The 24,400-nt window shown below is 56.7% G+C and carries 18 protein-coding genes; 13 read left to right on the top strand and 5 right to left on the bottom strand.

Features of this window, described 5'->3' with window-relative positions; genetic code table 11:
* Positions 1-126 precede the first annotated feature (126 nt).
* A complete protein-coding gene (locus BQ8290_RS13070) occupies positions 127-1,491 on the top strand; it encodes an amidohydrolase (RefSeq protein ID WP_108792404.1) in 1,365 nt (454 codons plus the stop codon).
* A 170-nt stretch (positions 1,492-1,661) separates the two neighbouring features.
* Here the strand turns inward: BQ8290_RS13070 and BQ8290_RS13065 are convergent, their stop codons facing one another.
* Both BQ8290_RS13065 and BQ8290_RS13060 read right to left on the bottom strand, forming a co-directional pair.
* The gene (locus BQ8290_RS13065) at positions 1,662-1,847 is read right to left on the bottom strand and encodes a hypothetical protein (RefSeq protein ID WP_108791000.1); all 186 of its coding nucleotides are present in this window, start codon (positions 1,845-1,847) and stop codon (positions 1,662-1,664) included.
* Between the two features lie 189 nt (positions 1,848-2,036).
* Positions 2,037-3,635, bottom strand: coding sequence for an isocitrate lyase (locus BQ8290_RS13060; protein ID WP_108790998.1), 1,599 nt, complete (start codon positions 3,633-3,635; stop codon positions 2,037-2,039).
* A 154-nt stretch (positions 3,636-3,789) separates the two neighbouring features.
* Between BQ8290_RS13060 and BQ8290_RS13055 the strand changes: the two genes are divergently transcribed.
* From BQ8290_RS13055 to BQ8290_RS13030, 6 genes are all read left to right on the top strand, one after another.
* Complete coding sequence (locus BQ8290_RS13055; RefSeq protein WP_108790996.1) at positions 3,790-5,127, top strand: short-chain fatty acyl-CoA regulator family protein; 1,338 nt, start codon at positions 3,790-3,792, stop codon at positions 5,125-5,127.
* A gap of 199 nt (positions 5,128-5,326) precedes the next feature.
* Positions 5,327-6,712, top strand: coding sequence for a TIGR03013 family XrtA/PEP-CTERM system glycosyltransferase (locus tag BQ8290_RS13050; RefSeq protein ID WP_108790994.1), 1,386 nt, complete (start codon positions 5,327-5,329; stop codon positions 6,710-6,712).
* Entirely contained in the window at positions 6,712-8,880 is a 2,169-nt protein-coding gene (gene prsK / locus BQ8290_RS13045; protein WP_108790992.1) for an XrtA/PEP-CTERM system histidine kinase PrsK, read from the top strand. Before BQ8290_RS13050 ends, prsK begins: the two co-directional genes overlap by 1 nt.
* On the top strand, positions 8,880-10,244 hold the full coding sequence (gene prsR / locus BQ8290_RS13040; RefSeq protein WP_108790990.1) for a PEP-CTERM-box response regulator transcription factor: 1,365 nt from the start codon (positions 8,880-8,882) through the stop codon (positions 10,242-10,244). Before prsK ends, prsR begins: the two co-directional genes overlap by 1 nt.
* Complete coding sequence (locus tag BQ8290_RS13035) at positions 10,237-11,715, top strand: tetratricopeptide repeat protein (RefSeq protein ID WP_337661404.1); 1,479 nt, start codon at positions 10,237-10,239, stop codon at positions 11,713-11,715. The genes prsR and BQ8290_RS13035 overlap by 8 nt, the downstream gene beginning before the upstream one ends.
* Positions 11,716-11,775: 60 nt before the next feature.
* The gene (locus BQ8290_RS13030; protein ID WP_108790986.1) at positions 11,776-12,801 is read left to right on the top strand and encodes a bile acid:sodium symporter; all 1,026 of its coding nucleotides are present in this window, start codon (positions 11,776-11,778) and stop codon (positions 12,799-12,801) included.
* Positions 12,802-12,860: 59 nt separating this feature from the next.
* On the opposite strand, the gene panB is transcribed toward BQ8290_RS13030, so the two are convergent.
* Positions 12,861-13,733: a 3-methyl-2-oxobutanoate hydroxymethyltransferase gene (gene panB / locus BQ8290_RS13025; RefSeq protein WP_108790984.1), complete on the bottom strand. Its 873-nt coding sequence runs from the start codon at positions 13,731-13,733 to the stop codon at positions 12,861-12,863.
* Positions 13,734-13,879: 146 nt separating this feature from the next.
* Here panB and BQ8290_RS13020 point away from each other — a divergent pair, with 146 nt between their 5' ends.
* The 4 genes from BQ8290_RS13020 to BQ8290_RS13010 all read left to right on the top strand — a co-directional run bounded on the left by BQ8290_RS13020 (position 13,880) and on the right by BQ8290_RS13010 (position 18,383).
* A complete protein-coding gene (locus BQ8290_RS13020; RefSeq protein ID WP_108790982.1) occupies positions 13,880-15,313 on the top strand; it encodes a sodium-dependent transporter in 1,434 nt (477 codons plus the stop codon).
* Between the two features lie 120 nt (positions 15,314-15,433).
* Positions 15,434-16,375, top strand: a complete 942-nt coding sequence (locus tag BQ8290_RS15225; RefSeq protein ID WP_337661403.1) for a recA-like protein — start codon at positions 15,434-15,436, stop codon at positions 16,373-16,375.
* The gene (locus BQ8290_RS13015; RefSeq protein ID WP_337661515.1) at positions 16,317-17,912 is read left to right on the top strand and encodes a Y-family DNA polymerase; all 1,596 of its coding nucleotides are present in this window, start codon (positions 16,317-16,319) and stop codon (positions 17,910-17,912) included. Before BQ8290_RS15225 ends, BQ8290_RS13015 begins: the two co-directional genes overlap by 59 nt.
* Positions 17,913-18,047: 135 nt before the next feature.
* On the top strand, positions 18,048-18,383 hold the full coding sequence (locus BQ8290_RS13010; RefSeq protein WP_108790978.1) for a PilZ domain-containing protein: 336 nt from the start codon (positions 18,048-18,050) through the stop codon (positions 18,381-18,383).
* A 69-nt stretch (positions 18,384-18,452) separates the two neighbouring features.
* Here the strand turns inward: BQ8290_RS13010 and BQ8290_RS13005 are convergent, their stop codons facing one another.
* Positions 18,453-19,019: a phosphoribosyl-AMP cyclohydrolase gene (locus BQ8290_RS13005; protein WP_337661402.1), complete on the bottom strand. Its 567-nt coding sequence runs from the start codon at positions 19,017-19,019 to the stop codon at positions 18,453-18,455.
* A gap of 326 nt (positions 19,020-19,345) precedes the next feature.
* Between BQ8290_RS13005 and BQ8290_RS13000 the strand changes: the two genes are divergently transcribed.
* Both BQ8290_RS13000 and BQ8290_RS12995 read left to right on the top strand, forming a co-directional pair.
* A complete protein-coding gene (locus tag BQ8290_RS13000) occupies positions 19,346-22,864 on the top strand; it encodes an error-prone DNA polymerase (RefSeq protein ID WP_108790976.1) in 3,519 nt (1,172 codons plus the stop codon).
* 22 nt (positions 22,865-22,886) lie between these two features.
* Positions 22,887-23,639, top strand: a complete 753-nt coding sequence (locus tag BQ8290_RS12995; protein ID WP_108790974.1) for an extensin family protein — start codon at positions 22,887-22,889, stop codon at positions 23,637-23,639.
* On the opposite strand, the gene phoB is transcribed toward BQ8290_RS12995, so the two are convergent.
* On the bottom strand, positions 23,636-24,325 hold the full coding sequence (gene phoB, locus BQ8290_RS12990; RefSeq protein ID WP_108790973.1) for a phosphate regulon transcriptional regulator PhoB: 690 nt from the start codon (positions 24,323-24,325) through the stop codon (positions 23,636-23,638). The two genes, BQ8290_RS12995 and phoB, sit on opposite strands and share 4 nt — an antisense overlap.
* Between the last annotated feature and the right edge of the window lie 75 nt (positions 24,326-24,400).

The raw sequence follows: 24,400 nt of genomic DNA, 5'->3' as shown, positions 1-24,400 counted from the left end.
TTTAGTCACTTAGGACCGTGTAACATGCGGTCCATGTCTCCAATTATGTCATGGTGGTCATGACATGCGGCGAATTCGAATTGAACGAGGGGAAACGGGATGATGAAGCAAGGGAAAGCCAAAGGAATGGCTCATTGGATGGCCGGAGCGGCTTTGGCGATGGCATGGAGCGCTCCGGCACTGGCAGACGCCCACACCGACAGCAGCGAAGCCCATGCAGCCATTCACAGCGATGGGCTGCGTGCGGCTGTGATGGAAGACATGCCGGGCCTTGTTGAACTGTATCAAGACTTGCACGCCAACCCAGAGCTTAGCTTTCAAGAATTTGAGACCGCAGCGAAGTTGGCGGAACGGGCGCGGGCATTGGGCTTTGATGTCACCGAAGGCGTGGGACAGACCGGTGTGGTTGCCGTGATGGAAAACGGCGATGGTCCAACCGTTATGCTGCGCGCGGACATGGACGGGTTGCCGGTGATCGAACAAACCGGTCTGCCCTATGCCTCGACCCGCACAGCTATCCCGGCGAGCGGTGTTGAAACGGGCGTGATGCACGCATGCGGCCATGACACGCATATGGCGGCTTGGATCGGCGCGGCGCAGCTTCTGGCGGAACGCAAGGATCAATGGTCCGGCACGCTGGTGATGATCCTGCAACCGGCCGAAGAAACGGGCGAGGGCGCTCTGGCGATGCTCGAGGATGGATTGTTCGAACGCTTTCCAAAACCCGATTACGTATTGGCCTTCCATGATGCCGCTGGCGCACCGGCCGGTTTCATTGGGTATTCGAAAGGCTACGCCCTCGCCAATGTGGACAGCGTGGATGTCGTGATCCCTGGCATTGGTGGACACGGCGCCTATCCGCACACGACAAAGGACCCGGTGGTGATTGGCGCCCACATCGTGACTCGTCTGCAAACACTGGTCAGCCGCGAGATCAGCCCGCTTGACCCGGCGGTTGTGACCGTTGGCAGTTTCCGCGCGGGTTCAAAACACAACATCATCAGCGACGAAGCACGGCTTCAGATTACGGTGCGCAGTTACACCGATGAAGTGCGCGCGCATTTGCTTGAAGGGATTGCACGGATTGCCCGCGGCGAAGCGTTGGCGGCCGGCATGCCCGAGGATAGGCTGCCTGAGGTGACGGTGCAGGACCCCTACACACCATCCACCTACAACACGCCGCAATTCACCGAGCAAGTGATGGCCCGTTTGTCGCAACGATTCGAAGGCCGCGTTCGCGAAACACCCAGCGTGATGGGCGGTGAAGATTTTGGCCAATTCTACCGCGCGGATCCTGACAATGTGGAATCGCTCATCTTTTGGGTGGGCGGAACGCCATTGGAGCAATACCAAGCGTCAGAGCGCGGCGAAGTTGAATTGCCCAGCTTGCATTCCCCGTTTTGGGCTCCCGACGCGCCTGTTGTGATCGCAACCGCTACAGAGGCTCTGACGGCGGCGACATTGGACCTTATGCCAAAGAGCGGCGGATAAGGGCGGGGCGCCATCATCCGGGTGCCGAAACCTGTGATCCAAAAGTGACGGCCGCCAGATACAAGGAAATCCCTGTATCCGACGGCCGTTTTCTCCTCCCCAGGAGAACTGTTTAAAGCTGGGAGCGCTATCGCCGATGCCCGTTAGACGATTGGCATAGCGGTTCGCGATTACTCCGCGTCAGGGACGTACGTACCCAAACGGTGGTGCAAAGCGTTGATCTTGGCCAGCTCTTCGCGGTCTTCGGTGCCACGAGCGTGGCTTTCCAAAGCACGGCGCAACAGCTTCATGTCTGCTGTTGAAAGAAGCGCGCGGGCCCGTGCCGGTTCGCGGTTTGGTGTGTCGGTATCGCTCATTGTCTCTCTCCGTGGTCCTATGCGGACATGGTGGTGATGACTTCGCTCATGAAGGTATGAATTGGTTCCCGCAAGGCCGCTTGTTGCGTGTCCTCGCGGGAACCCCTCTCCAACTGTTCAATTCGCTTGGCTTCGCACTTGTCGATTGTGGATTGCCCAACCGCCAAGTGTTTCGCCTATCGCTTTGGTTTAAGCCGCCGCGAATTGGTTCATCGTGTTGTCTTTGCCGCCCGCTTTCAACGCGGCCTCGCCAGCAAAGTACTCTTTGTGGTCGTCGCCCATATCGCTGCCGGCCATGTTCTGGTGCTTTACGCAGGCAATACCTTGGCGGATTTCCTCACGTTGCACGTTCTTAACGTAGCCGAGCATCGCCTGTTCGCCGAAATATTCACGGGCCAGGTTGTCGGTGGACAAAGCGGCAGTGTGATATGTTGGCAAAGTGATCAGGTGGTGGAAGATACCGGCGTGGCGCGCGGCATCCGCTTGGAATGTGCGGATTTTCTCATCGGCTTCGATGGCAAGATCGGTGCCATCATAATCGATGCTCATCAAACCTGCGCGGTTGAATGCCGACACGTCTTTGCCCGCTGCTTCCCATGCATCGAACACTTGTTGGCGGAAATTCAACGTCCAGTTGAACGAAGGCGAGTTGTTGTAGACCAATTTCGCATTCGGGATCACTTCGCGAACACGGTTCACCATGCCAGCGATCTGTTCAACATGCGGTTTCTCGGTTTCAATCCACAGCAAGTCTGCGCCGTTCTGCAACGAAGTGATGCAATCCAGAACGCAGCGATCTTCACCGGTGCCGGCCTGGAACTGGAACAGGTTTGATGGAAGGCGTTTCGGCGCCATCAACTTGCCATCGCGGCTGATAAAGACCTGACCGTTGGAAATGTTGGCCGGATCCACTTCGTCACAATCGAGGAATGCGTTGTATTGATCGCCCAAGTCGCCGGCTTCTTTCGAATAAGCGATTTGTTTTGTCAGGCCCGCGCCGAGCGAGTCAGTGCGTGCAACGATGATGCCGTCTTCAACGCCCATTTCGAGGAAAGCATGACGGATCGCACGGATCTTCTGAAGGAAATCTTCGTGTGGGACGGTCACTTTACCGTCTTGGTGGCCGCATTGCTTTTCGTCCGAAACCTGATTTTCGATCTGCAAAGCGCACGCGCCCGCTTCGATCATCTTCTTTGCAAGCAAATAGGTCGCTTCGGCGTTGCCAAAGCCGGCGTCGATATCGGCGATGATCGGAACAACGTGGGTTTCGTAATTGTCGATCTGGTTCTGAAGGTCTTTTGCTTTCACTTCGTCGCCGGCTTCGCGTGCCGCATCAATGGCGCGGAACAATCCGCCCATTTCGCGCGCATCGGCCTGTTTCAAGAAGGTGTAGAGCTCTTCGATCGTCTCAGGCACGGTCGTTTTTTCATGCATGGATTGGTCGGGCAGCGGGCCAAATTCGCTGCGCAATGCGGCAACCATCCAACCCGACAAATAGAGGTAGCGTTGTTTGGTGGTGCCAAAGTGCTTTTTGATCGAGATCATTTTCTGTTGCGCGATAAATCCGTGCCAGCAACCCAGTGATTGGGTGTAGGCGGCCGGATCGGCATCATAGGCGTCCATGTCGGCGCGCATGATCTTTGCGGTGTACTTCGCAATGTCGAGGCCGGTGGGGAACCGGTTTTGGATCGCCATACGCGCAGCGCTTTCCGCATCGATCGCTCCCCAGCTGGGACCGTTGGATGTGATGAGTTGCTGCATTTGAGCGATGGTGGCTTGATATGTCATGTTTGGCTCCGGGATCTTTGAGAGGGGGAGGTGATGAATTTGTTATGCAGTGTTGCAGCGCAGCATGATAGGAAAAATGACAAAACTTCGTGTCTGTATCGCGACTTTTGCGGTAATTCTTGTGTAACGTTGTAAATATAGTTACAAGCGGGGAATGTCTGAAAACCCTCTCCTTGCCGGTCCTTCGCTGCGTCGATTGCGTAAACGCGAAGGTTTGACCCAAGCCGCTATGGCGGCCTCGCTCGGCATCAGTCCCAGTTACCTCAACTTGATTGAGCGCAATCAACGACCCTTATCCGCGCGGGTGCTTGTCCAAGTTATCGAGCGTTTCGATTTCGATCCCAGCTCTCTTCGTGAAGACGAAGCGATCGGTGGAATTGATGGACTTGCGCGGCGTATGGCGGATCAACGCTTTGCCGATCTGGGCATCGATCGCGAGGAATTGCAGGAATTCCTCGCTGCAGCGCCTCAGGCCGCTGCAGCGTTTGTACGCCTTTACGACAATTCGCATCCCGGCGAAGAACGCAGTGACGATCCGATTGGCGAAGCGCGTCAGGCAGCGGAGCGGTGGCAAAACCATTTCCCCGATCTTGATCACGCCGCCGAAGAATTGGCCGACCAATTGCGCCTATCGCGCGGCGATATCAGCGCCGCATTGATTGAACGCTTGCGTGAGAAACACCGACTCTCTGTGCGGGTGCTGCCCGCCGAAGTGATCCCGGGGCTTGTCCATCGACTTGACCTGCATGCCCGCCAATTGCAGATTTCCGAAATGCTGCCGGGCGCAGCACGTCGGTTTCAGATCGCACGACAAGTTGGCAGCATCGAACAACGCGATGCGATTGAAACCGTGGTCGCCGGGGCAAACCTATCCAGCCCCGATGCGCGCGAAAGGTTTCGCGACTACGTGACCGATTACCTCGCGGCGGCGTTGTTGATGCCATACAGCCGGTTTTTGCGGGCATGCGAACAAACGCAGTATGATCTGGCCGTGTTGCAGCGTCGGTTTGCGGTCAGTTTTGACCAGCTTGCGCAGCGATTGACGACGTTGCAGCGCGTTGGCGAACGAGGGCTCCCATTCTTTAACGCTCGATTTGGTCGAACGGGTCGGATGGTACACTTCACTGCCGGTGCAAGCGGGGCGATGTACCCTCTAGATGGAGCGCGCTGGCCCGCATGGGCGCCGTATGCTGCATTTGAAAGCCGGGGCACGATGTTGATGCAAGCGGTGACGTTCGGTGAAGGGGAGGGGCCACAACGCCATTGGTTCACCATCGCGCGCACGGTTGAGGTTGATGGAGCGGCGTGTTCCGCGCGGCGCTCGGTCGTTTTGGGAATAGAGGCGCGGTTTGCTGGGGAATTGGCGCATGCCCGCGGTGTCTCGTTGGATGTGGCGGATGCCGTACCGCTTGGCGTTGGATGCCCAAGATGCGGCCGTGCGGACTGCTTGACCCCGGCACCTGCACGATTGGCCAGCACGCCAACGGTTTAGATTGCAGCGCGGAGTCTGAATGACCCATTTGCAGGGTTGAGCGGTGATGCATGGCAAGATTGTTCACGGTTATGCCGTTGTTAACCGCGCAGCTTCCCGGAAAAGCGGGCGAAATAGCCGTTGTAAAATTTACCGACACTTAAGCACTCGGACCTAAAAGGGGATCGCACGAAACCCATTTACAAGGCCGCGCTTTGCAATGATCCGCTTGTTTAAGCATTATATTCCTCACGCCGTGATGTTGCTCGGCATGCTAGATTTTGCCTTGCTTATGGTGGCAAGCGAAATGGCATGGTTGGTCCGTTCGGCGCAGATCGGGATGGACCCCGGTCCTCTCAGCAATCGCTGGATCCCGCTCTTGGGGTCGGCCAGCGTCGTTTGGCTCGCGATGATTTCAGTGGGTGTCTACGGACCTTACGCATTGCGTTCGCTGCGGTTTGCGGGCGCGCGATTGTTGGTTGCGATAAGTTTGGGCATCATTGCGCTCGCCACGCTCGATTGGATCTTGCCGGGTGACACATTTTGGCGCTCCACATTGCTGTATTCGATGGGCTTTGCGATCGTTGTTCTGGTCGCGGATCGGTTGCTGTTGAACAGCTTCCTTGGATCATCATCCTTTCGCCGCCGGGTTATGGTCTTGGGTGCAGGGGATCGGGCCCAAAGATTACGCAAGCTGGGCGAAAAGCCCGAAGCAGGTTTTGCCATTGTTTCCTATATCGCGATGGGTGAACCCGAACGCGCCGTCGAAGAGGCGATCCCGCGCGAGGCGATCCATGATTTGGGACGGTTTGTCGAAAACCTCGGGGTCAGCGAGGTTGTGCTCGCATTGCAGGAACGTCGGAATGCCTTGCCGTTGAACGACCTTTTGCGGATCAAGACAAAGGGTGTTCACGTCAACGATTTCTCCAGTTTTCTAGAACGCGAAACGGGCCGCGTTGATCTTGATACGGTCAATCCAAGTTGGTTGATATTCTCAGATGGTTTTTCAAGCAGTCGGATGTTGTCGAGCGCGGTGAAGCGCATTTTTGACATCACTGCCAGCCTCGTCCTTCTGCTGGTTACATTTCCGATTATCGCCATTTTTGCAGCCATCGTGAAAATGGACAGCAAAGGACCTGCATTCTTCCGACAGGAGCGTGTGGGGTTGTTTGGAGAGACATTCTATCTCACCAAATTGCGATCCATGCGCACAGATGCCGAAAAGGACGGTGCCAAATGGGCCGAGGAAAATGATCCGCGCGTGACCCGCGTTGGTCGTTTCATCCGCAAGGTTCGGATCGACGAATTGCCACAAACATGGGCCGTTCTAAAGGGGGAAATGAGCTTTGTTGGGCCACGGCCCGAAGTCCCCAAATTCGTCGATCATCTTCAAGAAGAGATCCCGTTTTACGGCGAACGCCACATGGTAAAACCCGGTATCACGGGGTGGGCTCAAATCAATTATCCCTACGGCGCGTCAATCGACGATAGCCGCAAAAAGCTCGAATACGATCTGTATTACGCCAAAAATTATACGCCGTTCCTAGATTTCGTAATCCTCTTGCAAACGGTCCGCGTGATCCTTTGGCCTGAGGGAGCGCGGTGATGTTAAATCTCTCCGCTTTTGCGCCTTACGCAATGCTAACCTGCTATCTCGCAGGCGCCTTGATGAGCGCCTGCGCGGGGTTGTGGATTGCGCGGTTCGGTGATCGTGAGCGCCCTGATCGCAGGGCAATTTTGGCCGCATGCGGAGCCATTGCAATTTGGTGCACGGTGTCGGTTACGTTCACGCCCGGTGAACCGGCGATCGAATTGGCAGAAACAGCGCGCAATCTTGCGCTGATTGCGGTTATCTTCCGCTTGTTCGCGGCCGATGGACGGGACGAAAGCCTTAAACCGACCCGCCCTGTGATCCTTTCGCTCGCGCTTGTCCAATTGATGCAACCGGTGTTGCTGTTTGTGAACGCGCAGGCGGGAATGATCCCAGAGGTTGCGCAGATCCTTTTCGAAGTCGGCACCGTCTTGAACATGTTGGTGGCGATCGGAGCGTTGGTGCTGCTGCACAATCTCTACGCAGGCGCATCGGCTTCTTCGAGAAAGCTGATCCGATGGGCGTGGATCGGGCTGGCGGCGGTGTTCGCCTATGATCTCAACTTTTTCACAATCTCATATTTGGGCGGCGAATATCCGGCGGTTTTGGTGACGGTGCGCGGTTTGATCGTGGGCCTTGCGGCGGGATTGTTGGCGTGGGGTGCTAACTCTGCGAATGCTGGACTTCAATTTAGACCATCGCGCGCAGTGACGTTCCAAACATTGTCTTTGCTGGTCATCGGCAGTTACCTGCTTGTCATGGTGTTGATCACGCGTTCGCTCGCCTTGCTTGGCGGCGATGTTGCCCGCGCCAGTCAGATCGTGTTCCTTGCGCTGGCATGCGCAGCGGCGATCCTTTGGCTTCCTTCCGAACGATTGCGGGGATGGTTGCGGGTCACAACGGTCAAACATCTGTTTCAACACCGGTACGATTATCGCGAAGAATGGTTGAGGTTCACCCGGACCATTGGACGCGGGTCTGGAACGGTACAAACCAGCGGTGCCAATTTCCACGCTTCGTTTCATGAGCGTGCGGTAAAGGCGATTGCCGATATCACCGACAGTCCCGCCGGATTGCTGCTTGTGCCCAATGAAGAGGCGCAATTGGAACTGACGGCGCGTTGGAATTGGGCAATGATCGAAGTGCCCGCAATTGCCGGTGACTTTGCGCTGTCCGGTCTATTGGAACAACACAATCATATCCTTGATCTTGATGAAGTGCGCAGCGGCACGGATCATCACGGTGAACTGGCGCATGTCCCCGAATGGATGTCAGAGGCGGAGGATGCATGGGCGGTTGTGCCGCTGATCCACTTTGATCGTTTGGTGGGAACCATTGTCTTGGCGCGGCCGCGGATTGAACGCGGTTTGGATTGGGAAGACTTTGATCTTCTGCGCGTGGTGGGCCAACAATTAGCCAGCTACCTTGCCGAACAAGCCGGTCAACAGGCGTTGATGGATGCCAGTCGATTTGATGAATTCAATCGCCGGATGGCGTTCGTGATGCACGACATCAAGAATTTGGCGAGCCAGATTTCGCTGCTTTCGGGCAACGCGCAAAAGCATGCCGACAACCCCGATTTCCGGGCCGATATGCTGGTTACCCTTCGCAATTCGTCGGACAAACTGAACGCTCTGCTCGCGCGGCTTAGCCGGTATGGTTCGGCCCAAACGAATGATGTGCGTGAGATCGATTTGGCAAAGATTGCCACCGGCATCGCCGATCGGTTCAAGTCGGTGCACCCGGTTTCAGTGACCCGTGCCGATCCTGTTCAAGTCTTGGCCGATCACGAAGGATTGGAACAAGCATTGATCCACCTCGTCCAGAACGCGGTGGATGCAAGCAAGCAGGGCGGTCAGGTTTTCATGAGCGTCGCAAGCGACGGTTTGAGCGGTCAAATCGACGTGGTCGATTCCGGCGAAGGGATGTCGCCCGAATTTGTCCGCAACAGCCTGTTCAAACCGTTCATTTCATCAAAGCAAGGCGGCTTTGGCATCGGAGCGTTCGAGGCGCGCGAAATGATCAAGGCGATGGGCGGCCGAGTGAATGTGGAATCGCGCGAAGGGGTGGGCACACGTTTCAGCGTCACCTTACCTGTGCCCGAGGCGGCCAAGCTGCTGGAGAGCCGTGAAACCAAAGCCGAAAATCCTGACGAAAATTCAAACCAAAAAGAAGTCGCATAATGGCCGAAAAGAAACCCACATTGCTGGTCATCGAAGACGATGAGGGCCTGCAGGCGCAATTAAAATGGGCGTATGATGATTTTGAAGTCGTCATTGCAGGTGACCGCGACAGCGCCATCGCCGCCTTGCGCAGCGAGACGCCGGCTGTCGTGACGCTTGATCTGGGATTGCCGCCTGATCCCGATGGCACGAGCGAAGGTTTCGCAGTGCTTGATGCGATCATGGCGTTAAAGCCAGATACGAAAGTGATCGTAGCCAGCGGCCACGGCGCGCGCGAAAGCGCTTTGCAAGCGATCGAACGCGGGGCCTATGATTTCTATCAAAAGCCCGTCGATATTGATGCGTTGGGATTGATTGTCCGTCGGGCATTCAACCTGCATCAAATCGAAGAGGAAAATCGACGTCTTGTTGCCCATGCAAGCGAAGACAAAACGGTCCTTGGCCGATTGATCACCGGCGCGCCGGAAATGGTCAAAGTTGCCCGCACAATCGAACGCGTCGCCAGCGCCAATGTGTCTGTGATGTTGTTGGGCGCAAGCGGCACCGGCAAGGAATTGTTGGCTCAAGGATTGCACGACGCAAGCAACCGTTCGGACAAACCCTTTGTCGCCATCAACTGCGCCGCGATCCCTGAAAACCTGCTGGAAAGTGAGTTGTTTGGGCACGAAAAAGGAGCGTTTACCGGGGCGGTGAAGACCACAGAAGGCAAAATCGAAAGCGCCGATGGGGGCACACTTTTCCTCGACGAAGTTGGCGATATTCCATTGCCGCTTCAGGTGAAGTTGCTGCGCTTTCTTCAGGAGCGCACGATTGAACGGATTGGTGGGCGCAAAACAATATCGGTCGACACGCGTATCGTATGCGCAACCCACCAGAACCTGGAATCAATGATCGGCGAGGGGACGTTTAGAGAGGACCTTTTCTATCGTTTGGCCGAAATTGTTGTTCGGATACCGGGTCTATCTGAACGCCACGGCGATGCCGTGTTGTTGGGTAAGGCGTTTTTGAAGCGTTTCTCCCACGAGATGAACCCAACGGTCACCGGCTTTGCTCCGGATGCGCTGACTGCGATTGATGGGCACGATTGGCCGGGCAATGTCCGCGAGCTTGAAAACAGGGTGAAGCGCGCGGTCATCATGGCCGACGGCAAACTGGTGAATGCGGGCGATTTGGATTTTGATGATGGCGACGGCGAAGACACCGAAGTGCTCAACCTAAAATCCGCACGCGAGCAATCCGATCGCCGGGTCATTCGCCACGCATTGGCCCGCAGCGAGGGGAACATTTCGAGCACTGCAAAGCTGCTTGGGATTAGCCGTCCGACATTGTACGATTTGCTAAAGCAGTATGATCTCCATGCGTAAATTTGCGACATTGGGCGCCGCCTTGTTGTTGGCGAGTTGCTCCGGCCAAGAAGGGCCGAGCAGCAATTCCGCGATCACCGGAGATGCCTCGTTTCTTGAATTGATCGACGACGCGCGTTTGGCCGTGGCCAACGGAAATCTGCCAGAAGCCGGGCAATATTACGATCAAGCGCGCGAGATTGAGCCAGAAAACCCTGGCCTTTGGGTCGATATTGCGCGGCTAAGATTTCGCGGTGGAGAGCATCTGACCGCGATCGAGGCGGCGGATTACGCCTTGGAGCTCAACCCGAATTACGCGCCGGCTTTGTTGATGCGCGCGCAATTGGTGCGGGATGCCAACGGTCTTTCTGAATCGCTGATCTGGTTTGAAGCCGCAGCGATTGCAGATCCGCGCAATCCCGAAGTGTTGGCAGATTACGCGGCTACACTGGGTGATTTGGGGCGTTACCAAGATATGCTGACCGTGGTGCGGCAATTGGCCGACTTTGCGCCAACCTACCCACAGGTCCACTATCTTCAGGCGGTGTTGGCCGCGCGTGCCGAAGACCCGGTGTTGGCCAGCACTCTGTTGAACCGAAGCGGATTGGCGAACAACGGTGTGCCTTCTGCCCTAATGCTCGACGCGATTGTTGATCTGCAACAAGGTGCTTTTGATACAGCGGCCGAAACGTTGGAGCAATTGACGGCGCGTCAACCAGACAATGTCAGAGTGAACGAGCTCTATGCTCTTTCCTTGTGGTTGGGCGGACGCGATCGCGTGATTGTCGATCAATTCGGTCAGTTGGCTCAAAGCGATGATGCCTCGCCATATTTGATGATGTTGGTTGGCCGCAGCCTGGAACGGATGGGGCAACGCGAACGAGCGATCCCGTTTATCCTAAAGGCTAGAGAAGCACGCGGACGCGAGCGGATTGTCCTTAACAGCGATGCCCCGAACGGAGTGCCTTTGCCGCCATCGACTGCGCAATTGCGGCGATTGGTAGAAGGTGAAAATCTCTCGCGTGCAAGGCGGGCGGCGGATCAATTGATCGAAGAATTGCCGCAATCGGGCGACATCTATGCCTTGGCCGGCGACACGCATTTGGCGAGCGGCAATGCACAGGCCGCTTTGGAACGGTACAGCGTGGCTGCGCAGGTGCGGCGGTCATGGCCGTTAACGCGCAAGATCATCGATGCCTATCGCGAATATGGTGATGAATTGGCAGCCGAAGTGTTGTTGACGCGGTATATTGCCGGTGATCCACAGAACACCGATGCGCTGCTCCTCTTGGCAGAAAGCAGCGCAGAGCGTGAGGACTGGCTGAGAGTGGCTGTGTTGCTTGATACGGCAATTGGATTGGGGGCGGGTAATGATCTTGCGGTCCTATCCTTGCGCGCTCAGGCGGCCGAGGGGTTGGAACGAGAGGAGGAAGCCGCACGCTTTAATCAGCTTCGTCTAGAGCTTGCCCCGGACGCCTTCATCGCAAGCTAACAAACGGCGAACCATGCGCGCGGCTCGACATTCGTGATGTGAGCGGGCAGGGCGCGGGGTATGAAATCCCGCTTTGCCTTGTTTGCCGATCCGATGATCTTGGTTCTTTTCATTGCGACATTGCTGGCCAATGCGTTTCCCGCCACAGGAGAAGCTCGGGCCACTGCGCAATTCGTTTCGAACGCCGCAATATTCCTATTATTCCTAGTGAATGGCATGCGGATCGCACGCGGAGAGATCGCGCGGGGCCTTTCCAATTGGCGGTTCTTTCTGCCGCTGTTCCTTTGGGTTTTCGGGGCCATGCCAGCGATCGGCCTAGGCTTGTCCAGCGTCGCAACCTTGTGGCTGCCGCCTATGGTCGCTTTGGGATTTCTGTATCTGGGCACGCTGCCATCGACCGTGCAATCGGCGACATCTTACACCAGCCTGGCCGGGGGTAATGTTGCGTTGTCCGTGGTGGGCGCAGCCTTAATCAATATTGCGGGTGTGTTCATCACCGCGCCTCTGTTTGCCGCATTAGCAGGTAGCGAAGCCGCAGACATTGGCACCGAGACGATTATGCGCATCGGCCTTATCTTGGTTTTACCATTCATCATCGGCCAAATGGTTCAGGGATGGACGATAGACTGGCTGAAAGAGCGCAAAGGCCAAGTCGCGTGGGTCGATCGGATCGTGATTGGAACCGCGGTTTATGTCGCGTTTTCCGGCGCGGTGGAACAAGGTTTGGCCGGGATGTTTGGCGCAATGGGGTGGGCGATTTTTGCCGCACTCTTATTGGCGTATCTGGTGCTGGCTACGGGCGGCGCTTGGATCGGTGCCGGGGCGCTGAATTATCCAAGGGGGGACCGGATCGCTTTCGTGTTTGCTGGTTCTCAAAAAAGCGTGGCCATCGGTGCGCCGCTGGCTGCGATCCTTTTTCCCGCCAACGTGGCCGGCTTCGTGATCGCGCCCTTGTTGCTGTACCACCTGTTGCAATTGATGTTCGCCGCGCCGTTTGCGACCATATTGGCCGGGTCCGACGCGGATCAGAAAACGGGGCAAGACAACGCCTCAGACAATCAGGGCGCAACCAACCGGGGCGCCTAATGCTGCGAGAGCGGTAGACGCGTTGAGCACACTGTCTTCTGAGTGAAGACCCCGTGCGATCACTTTTTGGGTTGATAGGTTTGTTCTTCGCCGGGAAAGCTGCGGTCGCGCACTTCGCTTGCATAGGCGGCAACCGTTTTGTCGATCATACCGGCGATGTCGTCATACCGTTTCACAAAACGGGGCACGCGTTCAAACATGCCCAGCATATCCTCGGTCACCAAAACCTGACCATCGCATTGGGCAGATGCGCCAATACCAATCACAGGTATCTCCAGCGACTTGGTCAGCGAAATTGCAATCGGTTCAATCACCCCTTCTGCGACCACCGCAAAGGCACCCGCATCTTGAACCGCTTTGCCATCGCGCATGATTTTCTCATGCTCTTCCTGAGATCGCCCGCGCGCCGCATATCCGCCCAAGACATTCACCGCTTGGGGGGTAAGGCCAACATGCGCCATTACCGGGATGCCGCGATTGGTTAGAAAGGCAATGGTTTCGGCCATCGCCTCGCCGCCTTCCAATTTGACAGCGGCGCAACCTGTATCTGCCATGATCTTGGCCGCCACTTCGAACGCTTTTTCGGGAGAAGCTTCGTACGCACCAAATGGCATGTCGACGACGACAAGGCTGTGGTAGCTGCCGCGCACCACCGCTGCGCCGTGATTGATCATCATATCGACGGTAACGGGCAACGTGCTGTCCAAACCATAGATCACCTGACCCAGCGAATCCCCGACCAGCAATATGTCGCAATGCGCATCAAGCAATTGCGCCTGACGCGCAGTGTATGCGGTCAACATAACTAGGGGTTCTTGGGTGGTGCCGTCTTTCTTGCGATCCCGAATGCGCGGTACCGTCAGCCTTTTTCGTGGCTTTGGCGTGGGGGTCGCTCGGCTGGTGCTCGTATCAAGCTGGAATGTAGTAGACATAGGCAAAGCATTTAGCGCCCCGTCTCAAAGAAGGCAAAGTGTACAATGTGTCGTCAACCCTTGGCGCAGGCGCGGTTTCGTTGCAGTAAGGGGCTATAAAGGGACAGGCGCGGTGATTGCCGCGCGATAAGAGGGTATTTTAAGACATGGTAGCATCCACCGGTTCGACCGCGCGTGAGGGTTGGTCATCGCGCAGTGCGTTTATTCTGGCCGCCGTTGGCGCGGCGGTTGGTTTGGGGAACGTTTGGCGTTTCCCAACGCTCGCGGGTGAAAATGGGGGCGGGGCGTTTGTCCTGTTCTATGTCGGCTGCGTTTTCCTATTGGGCCTACCTCTTGTTGTGTCTGAGATTTTTATTGGACGGACCGGGCAGAATGATGCGGTTGGTTCAATCCGTACGGTCGCTGAAAAGTCTGGAGTGTCGAAAGCGTGGAGCGGGTTTGGCCTGCTCGGCGTTGTTGCGGCATTCCTTATTTTGTCATTCTATTCGGTCGTAGCCGGGTGGGTGCTGTATTATGTTGGCGTTATGGGCGGCGACTTTTTGAGCGCGGTTGGCTCAGGTGATCTTTTCCGCGGTGCACTACCGGGAGAAAGTCAAACCGATATTCAGGACCGTCTGGGTGGGCTGTTTGGCAATCCTTGGCTGCTTCTTGCCATGCATGCGGTGTTTATGGGCGCGACCTTCACGATTGTAGCGCGTGGGATTGGCTCGGGGATTGAGGCGGCTGCGACGATCTTGATGCCGATGTTCTTCGTCTTGCTTGTTGGGATTACGATTTACGGTGCCTTTGTGGGCGATATGACAGAGGCTCTGGCCTTTCTGTTTACGCCCGATTGGTCGAAGCTGACGCCGCAAGTGATGAACACTGCGCTGGGTCAGGCGCTGTTCTCGCTGTCTTTGGGGGTTGCTGGACTGATCACTTATGGGTCTTACATTAAGGGTTCAGCGGGGCTTGGGCCAACTTCTTTGACCATCGCTTTTGCCGACACCGGTGTTGCTTTGATCGCTGGATTGATGATTTTCCCAATTGTGTTCGCTGTGGGACTGGACCCTGCGGCTGGCCCGACGTTGGTGTTCCAGACATTGCCGTTCGCATTTCAGACGATGCCGGCTGGGGCTTTGATCGGTCTTTTGTTTTTTGTCCTGATCTTGGTGGCCGCTGTTACCAGTTCGATTTCACTGCTTGAGGTGCCCGTCGCTTGGGGCATTGGTGAGATGGGGTGGAGCCGTCCAAAATCGACGATGATTTTTGGCGGCGGCGCGTTCCTTATTGGGGTGGCGTGTTTGCTTGGCTACAATGTGTGGTCTGATGTTCGCCTACTCGGGTTCTGGTCGCTCTTTGCGGAGACTGACATTTTGGACACGGTTGATGGGTTTACCGGTAAGGTGATGTTGCCGTTGGGCGCGTTCTTTACGGCCATTTTTGTCGGTTGGCGTGCTGATCGCAAGTTGGTTGCTGAGATGACTGGTTTGTCGGGCGTTTGGCTGAGTGCTTGGCGGTTCTTGATTGCGTGGTTGTGCCCGCTGGCCGTGGGCCTGATTTTGGTAACTGGGTTGTTCCCGGAGATCCTTGGGGCCTGATTTATTGAGAGAGCCGGATTGATTGAGAGGGATTGCAGGCCATGCGGCTTGTAATCCCTTCTCAATTGTGGAACATAATAGGAACAAATGAGACTCACCTGAGTCTTCACAGTGTTCCTTATGAAAAATTCTATCCTTCCTTCCGGCGTGAAAGCGCACGATGCCCTGACCGAGACTTTGTCTGTTCCTTCTCTTCCTAAAGAGAGGGCTGCGCGCGTGCGTCTGTCGGCGAATGACATTGTCGCCTCACCCAAAGATTTGGTGAGGGAAGGTCGGTGGAGGCCAGGTCTCTCAGATCAACCGCTTCATAGTGAGATTTTCGCAAGCGCGTCGGATGCGGGCGGAGCGGGGCTTGCGCTGGCCTTGGCCTGTGATGCTTTGTTGTCTGACGCTCTGTCGTGCGATGCTCTGTCGGTGGATGGGAACGCAAAGAGGCGCCGCGATCCCACGGCGGAAGCGATCGACCGTCGCCAGGTCCTATGGGTGCAAGATAAACGGGCGGTTGAACGCAGCGGTAGGCCCTTTGCCCAAGGGTTGCCGCCGGAATTGCGGGACCGATTGATCCATGTCGAGGCACAGAACGCTCAAGACGCTTTGTTCGCGCTCGAAGAAGGTTTGAAGTGCCGCGATCTTGCCTGTGTGATCGGAGAGATCGTGGGCAATCCGAGGGCGCTCGATTTCACCGCATCGCGACGATTAAGCCTGACGGCCCAAAAACAGGGGATCGCGCTGTGGCTGGTGCGGTTGGAGGCAGAGGCGGATTTGTCATCGGCCCGAATGCGTTGGCAGGCCGAACCGGCCCCATCTGCGCCGCCGCTTTGGAATGCGGATGCTCCCGGCGCACCGGCATGGAAGGCGGAGCTGTTTCGGGCGCGAAACCACGCTCCTGGCAAATGGATTTTGAGCAATGAAGACGGACGCCTCTGCGCACAACAACCCCCCGAAAACAGGTCAGGAAACCGGCACCACTCTGCTCAACAATACACAGCACGGTCGCAGAATATTGGCCATTTGGTGCGCCCGACTGTCGGTCGATCGCTGGCGGCTGTCGCTCGCGCCTAATGGGGAGGGGGTCGAACGCGGGTGCGGCCCAGACGCGGAACCCACCGTTCTCATCACTGAAACAGCGCATGGGCCACGCGTTGATGCGGTGAATGATGCCGGTGCACTGGCCGGTGCACAGCCAGGAATGATGCTCGCAGATGCGCGCACTTTGTGTCCGCAGATCCAAACCGCCCCTGCGGACCCGGCGGGCGATCTCGCCTTTCTGGAAAAGCTTGCCATTTGGGCGCAACGCTGGGGTCCGTGGAGCGCGCTCGATCCGCCTGATGGTGTGTTGGTTGATATCACGGCGGCGGCGCATCTTTTTGGCGGAGAGAGGCGCTTGCTGGATGATGTGGATGCCGCATTTGCCAAACGCAAATTGACGGTTCGCGCCGGTATTGCACCGACTGCGGGTGCAGCGTGGGCGATGGCGCATTATGGCGCTCAGAACAGGGGCGCGCGTCTCATCCTTGGGGGGCACGAGGATCCCATGCGCCGTCTGGCCGATTTCCCGGTCGCAGCGCTTAGGCTGGACGGTGATGTTTTAACGGTGCTGCGACGCTTGGGCCTCAAACGGCTTGGCGATCTTGCTGATATCACGCAAGGCGCCGTGAACCGATCCGAAGCGGCGGCGCGGGACGCGCTGCATCGTCGATTTCGCAATCGCAAATCCCCTTCGGCCAATCCGCTCATCCGGCTTGATCAAATATTGGGCCGCGTGCCCGAACCTCTTTTGCCTGTGGTTCAACACACAATGCCGTTGGTTCAACGCCGGTTGATGGAACCGCTGCGCCATCGTTCCTTGCTGGATCAGGTGCTTGCCGATTTGGCCACCGATATGGCGCGTGAATTGGAGGGGCGGGGTGAGGGTGCCCGGCGGCTTGATCTGGGCCTATGGCGTGTTGATGGAGAGGTGATTGTACGGCGGCTTGAAATGGCCGCGGCGACACGGGAGCCGGCGCATATCAACCGGCTGTTTGCGGAAAAACTGGAAGGTATTGATGCCGGGTTTGGGATCGAAACGGTGCGTTTGCGCGCCAGTTGGGCCGAACCAATGGATGTGGATCAACGCGATGTCGAAGAGGCGGCCGAACGTCACGGCACATCGCTTGCCGCGTGTTTGGATCGGTTGAGCGTGCGGCTTGGTCCAAGCGCGGTGCGACGCCCGATCCCATATGCCAGCCATCTGCCGGAACGGTCGCAAATCTGGCACCATCCGTTAAGTCCGGAATCGGCCGCGCACGCCATTGTGGAACCGCGCGCCAGACCGTTGAAATTGTTGGATCGGCCGGAACGGATTGCGGTGCTTTACGCGTCACCCGATGGCTATCCCCAACGCTTTCGTTGGCGTGGCAAAGTGCACGAAGTGAACCGGGTTGAAGGACCAGAGCGTATTGCGCCGGAGTGGTGGCGGGAAAAATCGACCGTGCGATTGCGTGATTACTATCGGATCGAAGACGATAAGGGACGGCGGTATTGGATGTATCGCCACGGTTTGGCGACAGATGGGCGTGGCGGGATGCCCGATTGGTTTTTGCAGGGACTTTACGCGTGAAGGCCAAAGCAAAGCGGTGTGACGTGATGCAATGGGTGGTAATCCGCCTCGTGCTTTCTGCCACACATCGCATGGTTAATTCCTGTTTACCGGCGCGGTTAAGCTTTGTTTACAGACTTCTGCGAAACAGGCTCCATGACCGCCTATTCTGTCATAAGCAGGGCCGAACGTAGACCCCTAAGCCTCATGGTGAAAAGCCGTGTGAAATCGCGCGTCACCTATGTCGATATGATCGACATTTCCCAAGGCGGCTGCAAAATCAAAGCAACCCGAGGTTTCGCCACGGTGGGGGACCGCGTGACGATGAAAGTCGGCGGCATCAACGCGCCATTGGGCACGATCGTTTGGATCGAAGATCGTTTCGCCGGCGTCGCATTCGAAGGGCAAATGCACGCGGCCGTTTTGGACCATCTGTGTTCCGCGAACGGTGCGGATATCACCCCTCAACAACACCAAATCTACCGCGTTTGAACGCCACCCTCTGACCAAAAAAAGGGGGCCGGAGCATTGCCCCGACCCCCATTCTTACCAACGTACCGTTCAGTTAGGGCTGAAAGGCAATGAGGAATGGTGCAGGACAATTTTGAGATCACCGGCATCGTCTTTTTCATAGGCGAATGAATATTCGACCTTTGTTTCGTTGCCGTCTGATCCGGTGAAGAAGTAATTGCCCATGGCAACCGCCATATCACCGTCTTCGTCGATCACGGTGCCGTTGTTTTCCCAACGAACCGCGCTGTAGGGCGCGATGGCAAAGCCGCCATCTTCGGTGCCTTCGGTGCCAACGAAGTAGCTAAGCGCTTCTTCGGATGTTTCGCGGAATTGATCTTCGGAAGCCAATGTCGGCTTGAACAGGATCGTTGCATCATCGCCATAGGCGTAATGCGTTGCGATGTGTTCCGCGGCGCGGCCGCTGTAATCGCCTTCTTCTGTGAAGACCTGGCCGATTGCGACAATGCCTTCGCCCCAAGCGATCTGAGCCGCTTCTACTTCGGCTTCGGTGATTGGATTGGCTTTGGCCGCGTCCGCCTTGGTCGCTGCGCTATCGCAAGCAGCAAGGGTGAGGGCGCTAACGCCGATCACTGGGACAATCATAAATTTGTTCATACTGTACTCCCTTACGGAGAGCGCCGCGCGCCCCCCATAAATAACATCGGCATCATTCGCCGCAGGTTACGTCCGACATCACGAGCAGGATTGCTCGCCAGAGGGGCCCGGTCGTGCTGTGATAATGTTTCATCCGCGCATGGGTTCCCATTTCATTGCACAATTTGCATTTGGTGATTGAGGGGTGAGAACATATAAGGAACACGAAGGTGTTCCGATGACCCAAAAATCGCTCAAACAGAAATCCCAAACCTTACCGATACGGCGGAATGTGATGCGTCATGCGCATCGTATTTCACGGGGAATAGGGATGTGTGGGGCGTGATATGCCAGACGCGCCGCTTACCCCCGATAAACGCACGTTGGAGATTGATCCGGACCTGATCGAGGCGCCACCGCGTGCGCCCTTTGTCGAATTGGGCCTTGTCAGTTGTTTTAGCTTTCTGCGCGGCGCTTCGGATGCGGTTGATCTGGTGACGACCGCTCAACGGCTTGGCTATGATGCAATTGGCATCGCGGATGCGAACAGTTTTGCCGGTGTGGTGCGCATCCACACAGAGGCGAGCACGTTGAAATTGCGGCCCGTCATCGGATGCCGGATCGAAACGACCGAAGGGATAACCTTCCTCGCCTATCCCAAAAACCGCGCCGCTTATGGTCGTTTGTGCCGCTTGATCAGCGCCGGGCGCATGCAAACTCTCTCGGGGGAGTGGCAGGAAAAGGGCGTGTGCGAGATCAGCCTGTCGATGTTGGCCGATCATGCAGAGGATGTGCAGTTGATCGTGATGCCACCAGAGGATTTGGAGACGCGTTTCACCATTCCCGCTTGGGCCAGCAATGTTGTAGCGTTGGATGGCAGCGACTTGGGGGGCGATGTGTCGGGTATTCTACCGGATCTGTTGCCGCATTTGATGCGCGGTTTGCCAACGTTGCGCCATTGCGCGGCCAGTTTCTTGTATCGGGGCAATGACGTTGCTCGGATCGACCGCCTCGACGCTTTGGCGCGGGCCAATGGTCTCGCCCTGCTTGCCACCAATGATGTGCGGTACCACGCGCCCGAACGTCGCCCGTTGCATGATGTGATGACAGCGATCGCGCATAAGACGACGGTGTCAGAGGCGGGTCACTTGCTCCACGCCAATTCGGAACGGCATTTTAAAAGTCCCGATGAAATGCGCCGCCTGTTTGAAAGGTGGCCCCACGCGATAGACGCCGCGCGCGAGGTCGCCGACCGTTGCGATTTCACACTTGATGAACTGCGCTATGAATATCCGGAGGAAATTTATCCCGACGGCCAATCACCACAGGAATATTTGCGAACAGAAACATGGCGCGGTGCGGATCGGCGGTACCCGTCCGGCGTACCGGAAAGCGTCCGCGACACGTTGAAACGCGAATTGGCGCTGATCGAAAAGCTCGACCTTGCGCGGTATTTTCTCACCATCAAAGACATCGTCGATTTCGCCCGCAGCGTTGATCCGCCGATCCTATGCCAGGGGCGCGGTTCTGCAGCCAATTCCGCTGTGTGCTATTGTTTAGAGATCACCAGCGTTGATCCGGCCAAACATCAATTGTTGTTCGATCGGTTTATCTCTGAGGAACGCAAAGAGCCGCCCGACATTGATGTCGATTTCGAGCATGAGCGGCGCGAGGAGGTGATCCAGCATATTTACAAGAAATATGGCCGGCACCGCGCCGGTCTGACCGCAACCGTCATCCATTACCGTCCGCGTATGGCGATCCGCGAAGTCGGCAAAGCGATGGGATTGTCAGTGGATGTCACAAGCTCGCTCGCGCGGACGGTTTGGGGCGGAATGGGGCGCGAAATTGGGGAGGCCCATATCGAAGATATCGGCATGAATTTGTCCGATCCGCATTTGCGCCGCGTTTTGAAATTGACCGAACAAATGATTGGGATGCCGCGTCATTTGTCACAACATGTGGGCGGATTTATCCTCACGCACGGCGCGCTTACCGAAACGGTGCCGATCGGCAATGGTGCGATGCCCGATCGCAGTTTTATCGAATGGGATAAAGACGATATTGAGGCGTTGGGCATTCTGAAAGTCGATGTCCTGGCTTTGGGGATGCTGACATGCATCAAAAAGTGCCTCGATCTTTTAAGCGATCATCATGGCCGTGACCTGACATTGGCGAGCGTTCCGCGCGAAGACCCGGAAACTTATACGATGCTGCGCAAGGGAGATTCCTTGGGTGTTTTCCAAGTGGAAAGCCGGGCTCAGATGAATATGCTGCCGCGCCTGCGTCCGCGCGAATTCTATGACCTCGTGATCCAGGTTGCGATTGTGCGTCCCGGCCCAATCCAAGGGGACATGGTGCACCCATACCTCAAACGCCGTCGAGGTGCAGAACCAGTGCAGATCCCCGCACCATCGCCAGCGCACGGGCCGCCCGATGAATTGTCGAGCATTTTGGGCCGCACATTGGGAGTCCCCATTTTTCAGGAACAGGCGATGAAAATCGCCTTGGATGCGGCAAAGTTTAGCAGCCTTGAGGCCAATCGATTGCGCAAGGCGATGGCGACATTCCGGTCACGTGGGATGGTCGATGAATTGCAGGATATGATGGTCGGACGAATGGTGAAACGCGGATACGACCCCGATTTCGCAGAGCGTTGCTTCAATCAAATTCGCGGCTTTGGGGAATACGGTTTTCCCGAAAGCCACGCGGCGTCCTTTGCGCATCTGGTTTATGTGTCCAGCTGGCTCAAATGCCATTTCCCGGCTGCTTTCGCGGCGGCTTTGTTGAATTCACAACCGATGGGTTTTTACGCGCCGGCGCAAATCGTTCGTGATGCGCGCGAACATGGGGTGCAGGTGTTGGCGGCGGATGTGAACCGCAGTGAATGGGATTGCACGTTGGAAGAACAAGGCGATGTCATCGAGACCAGCGATACCGGCGATGCGAAAACGGGCCGGTTCGATCGCCATATCGCTTTGCGTTTGGGGCTGCGTCAGGTGGATGGATTGCACGAACATATCGCCGCGCAATTGATCGCAGAGCGCGTTGATCATGGCCCCTATCAAGATGTCGCCCAATTGCGTGAACGCGCCAGACTATCCCCTGCGCATATTGAACGGCTTGCCAGTGCGGATTGTTTCGGATCGCTGGAATTGTCGCGTCGACAGGCATTGTGGGATGCGCGCAGTTTGATCGCGGGCCCCGATTTGCCTTTGTTCCGGGCAGCGGATGAACGCGACGAAGGGGCGGAGCGAGCCAAAACAAACCTACCCACTATGCCCATGAGCGAAGAGGTGGTCGCCGATTATCAGACGACCCGGCTAAGCCTGAAGGCGCATCCTTTGGCGTTCTTGCGTCCATCCTTGGCAGAGCGCGGCTTCGTCCGGGCAAGCGATTTGAGAAATCGTAAATTCCGCAGTGTGGTGCACGTTGCCGGCGTGGTTTTGATCCGGCAACGCCCCGGCAGCGCAAAGGGCGTTTGCTTTATCACATTGGAGGATGAGACAGGCGTCGTGAACCTTGTCGTGTGGCCCGACCTTAAAGAAAAACAACGCCGCGTGGTGATGGGTGCGCGATTGATGGAGGTGCGCGGCCGGGTCGAATATGACGACGAAGTGATCCATGTCATTGCACAACACATGACCGACGCGAGTGATCAGCTTTACGCGTTATCCGATGATATGTTGAACGCGCCGACTGCGCGCGCAGATCACGTCAACGCACCCTTGTCGGGGAGAAACCCGCCGCAAGGCAAACAGGATAAAGAGGCATTGAGACCGCGCGATTTGATCGATGAATTGCCCAATGTTACCGGGCATCCGCGCAATCACCGTATCATACCGAAATCACGCGACTTCCATTAGACTTCCGCGTTAGAACGGTGTCATGCCACGCAAATCACGACAATCCAGAGCAAAGCGAGAAACCGGCACATTTCGAATAGAGGCGCGTCTCATCATTGTTGCAATCATCGCCATGGTCGGTTTTGCCGGATGGGTCTGGTTGGAAGGGCACCCCGAACACAATCCGATGGCGCCGCTTGATCTGCGCGACCCCATCGGCATGGCGACCGCTCGGAAAATAGCCGTGCTCAAAGACGATGTCACCGCGTGTCATGCTGCGCTGGAACGCAGCGAGGTTGCTTACACCGTTTTACCCCCATTGGCCGATGCATCGGGAGAGGGCGCGTGCGCACGCCCCGATAGAACGCAATTGGACAGTTTCCCCATGGGGCCGACCAACCCTTCGGTGACCTGCCCCGTGGCCACAGCGATGGTCATGTGGAAAGCGAAAAGCGTCGTACCCGCTGCAAAAGAGATCATGGGCAGCAACATCGCCCGGATCGAACATTTGGGAACCTACAATTGCCGCAGAATGCGCGGCAGCGGATCAAGCGGGTGGAGCCAGCACGCCACCGCAAACGCCATCGATATCGCGGCGTTCGTTTTGGAAGACGGCACACGCATTAGCGTGTTGAACGATTGGGATGGTGGCGATGCAAAATCGCAATTCCTACGCCGGGTCCGCGATGATGCATGCGGGGTTTTTGCGACCGTCCTATCGCCGGATTTTAACGCCGCTCATGCTGATCATTTCCATTTTGACCAAAGCGCCCGTTGGAGCGGTGTTTGCCGTTAGATGGCCTCTAACGCATAACCGGCGGAGCGGACCGTTCGGATTGGATCTTTGACCCCTTCGATCCCAATCGCTTTGCGCAGTCTGCGGATGTGCACATCGACGGTGCGCAGCTCAATATCCGACCCTGTTCCCCAAACACCGTCTAGCAATTGCCCACGGCTGAACACACGGCCCGGGCTTTCTAGGAAGAATTTGAGCAAACGGTATTCCGTTGGACCCAATTGCAGCGATTGCCCGCGGCGTTGAACCTTGTGCGCAACCGGGTCGAGCTTGATATCGCCGACCTCAATCGTCTCTCCGGCCAATGCAGGGCGGATGCGGCGCATCACTGCTGCAACCCGAGCAAGCAGTTCGCGTGGGGAAAATGGCTTTGTCAGATAATCATCCGCGCCGGTTTCCAGTCCGCGCACGCGATCATCCTCTGCCTCACGGGCGGTGAGCATAATAATGGGGACATGCGCGGTTGCTTTATCGCGGCGCAGGCGCCGACACACTTCTATGCCGCTGGTCCCTTCGATCATCCAATCCAGGATGATGAGGTCGGGGACATCCTCGCTCGCCAGGACCATGGCTTCATCGCCGTCACCGGTACATCGAACGTTATAGCCTTCGTTCTGAAAACGATATTCGAGCAATTCGGAAAGGGATGGATCGTCTTCGACCAACAGCAATTTAGCAGCGGACATAGCATTCTTCCTTCAAACCCGTCCCGACTACTCGTGCGAGGCGGTCGTTCGTGACCATGTTTCAACTGGGCTACA

The organism is Erythrobacter sp. Alg231-14, from assembly GCF_900149685.1.
Taxonomy (GTDB): domain Bacteria; phylum Pseudomonadota; class Alphaproteobacteria; order Sphingomonadales; family Sphingomonadaceae; genus Erythrobacter.
This window is presented reverse-complemented; position numbering and strand designations above follow the sequence as displayed.

Excerpts from the sequence above, each read along its gene's own strand:
- BQ8290_RS13010 (WP_108790978.1), top strand. The coding sequence starts at position 18,048 with ATGACCGCCTATTCTGTCATAAGCAGGGCCGAACGTAGACCCCTAAGC.
- prsK (WP_108790992.1), top strand. The coding sequence starts at position 6,712 with ATGTTAAATCTCTCCGCTTTTGCGCCTTACGCAATGCTAACCTGCTAT.
- BQ8290_RS13000 (WP_108790976.1), top strand. The coding sequence starts at position 19,346 with ATGCCAGACGCGCCGCTTACCCCCGATAAACGCACGTTGGAGATTGAT.
- BQ8290_RS13005 (WP_337661402.1), bottom strand. The coding sequence starts at position 19,019 with ATGAACAAATTTATGATTGTCCCAGTGATCGGCGTTAGCGCCCTCACC.
- prsR (WP_108790990.1), top strand. The coding sequence starts at position 8,880 with ATGGCCGAAAAGAAACCCACATTGCTGGTCATCGAAGACGATGAGGGC.
- BQ8290_RS13070 (WP_108792404.1), top strand. The coding sequence starts at position 127 with ATGGCTCATTGGATGGCCGGAGCGGCTTTGGCGATGGCATGGAGCGCT.
- panB (WP_108790984.1), bottom strand. The coding sequence starts at position 13,733 with ATGTCTACTACATTCCAGCTTGATACGAGCACCAGCCGAGCGACCCCC.
- BQ8290_RS15225 (WP_337661403.1), top strand. The coding sequence starts at position 15,434 with ATGAAAAATTCTATCCTTCCTTCCGGCGTGAAAGCGCACGATGCCCTG.
- BQ8290_RS13020 (WP_108790982.1), top strand. The coding sequence starts at position 13,880 with ATGGTAGCATCCACCGGTTCGACCGCGCGTGAGGGTTGGTCATCGCGC.
- BQ8290_RS13035 (WP_337661404.1), top strand. The coding sequence starts at position 10,237 with ATGCGTAAATTTGCGACATTGGGCGCCGCCTTGTTGTTGGCGAGTTGC.
- BQ8290_RS13055 (WP_108790996.1), top strand. The coding sequence starts at position 3,790 with ATGTCTGAAAACCCTCTCCTTGCCGGTCCTTCGCTGCGTCGATTGCGT.
- BQ8290_RS12995 (WP_108790974.1), top strand. The coding sequence starts at position 22,887 with ATGCCACGCAAATCACGACAATCCAGAGCAAAGCGAGAAACCGGCACA.
- BQ8290_RS13050 (WP_108790994.1), top strand. The coding sequence starts at position 5,327 with ATGATCCGCTTGTTTAAGCATTATATTCCTCACGCCGTGATGTTGCTC.
- BQ8290_RS13030 (WP_108790986.1), top strand. The coding sequence starts at position 11,776 with ATGAAATCCCGCTTTGCCTTGTTTGCCGATCCGATGATCTTGGTTCTT.
- BQ8290_RS13060 (WP_108790998.1), bottom strand. The coding sequence starts at position 3,635 with ATGACATATCAAGCCACCATCGCTCAAATGCAGCAACTCATCACATCC.
- BQ8290_RS13065 (WP_108791000.1), bottom strand. The coding sequence starts at position 1,847 with ATGAGCGATACCGACACACCAAACCGCGAACCGGCACGGGCCCGCGCG.
- phoB (WP_108790973.1), bottom strand. The coding sequence starts at position 24,325 with ATGTCCGCTGCTAAATTGCTGTTGGTCGAAGACGATCCATCCCTTTCC.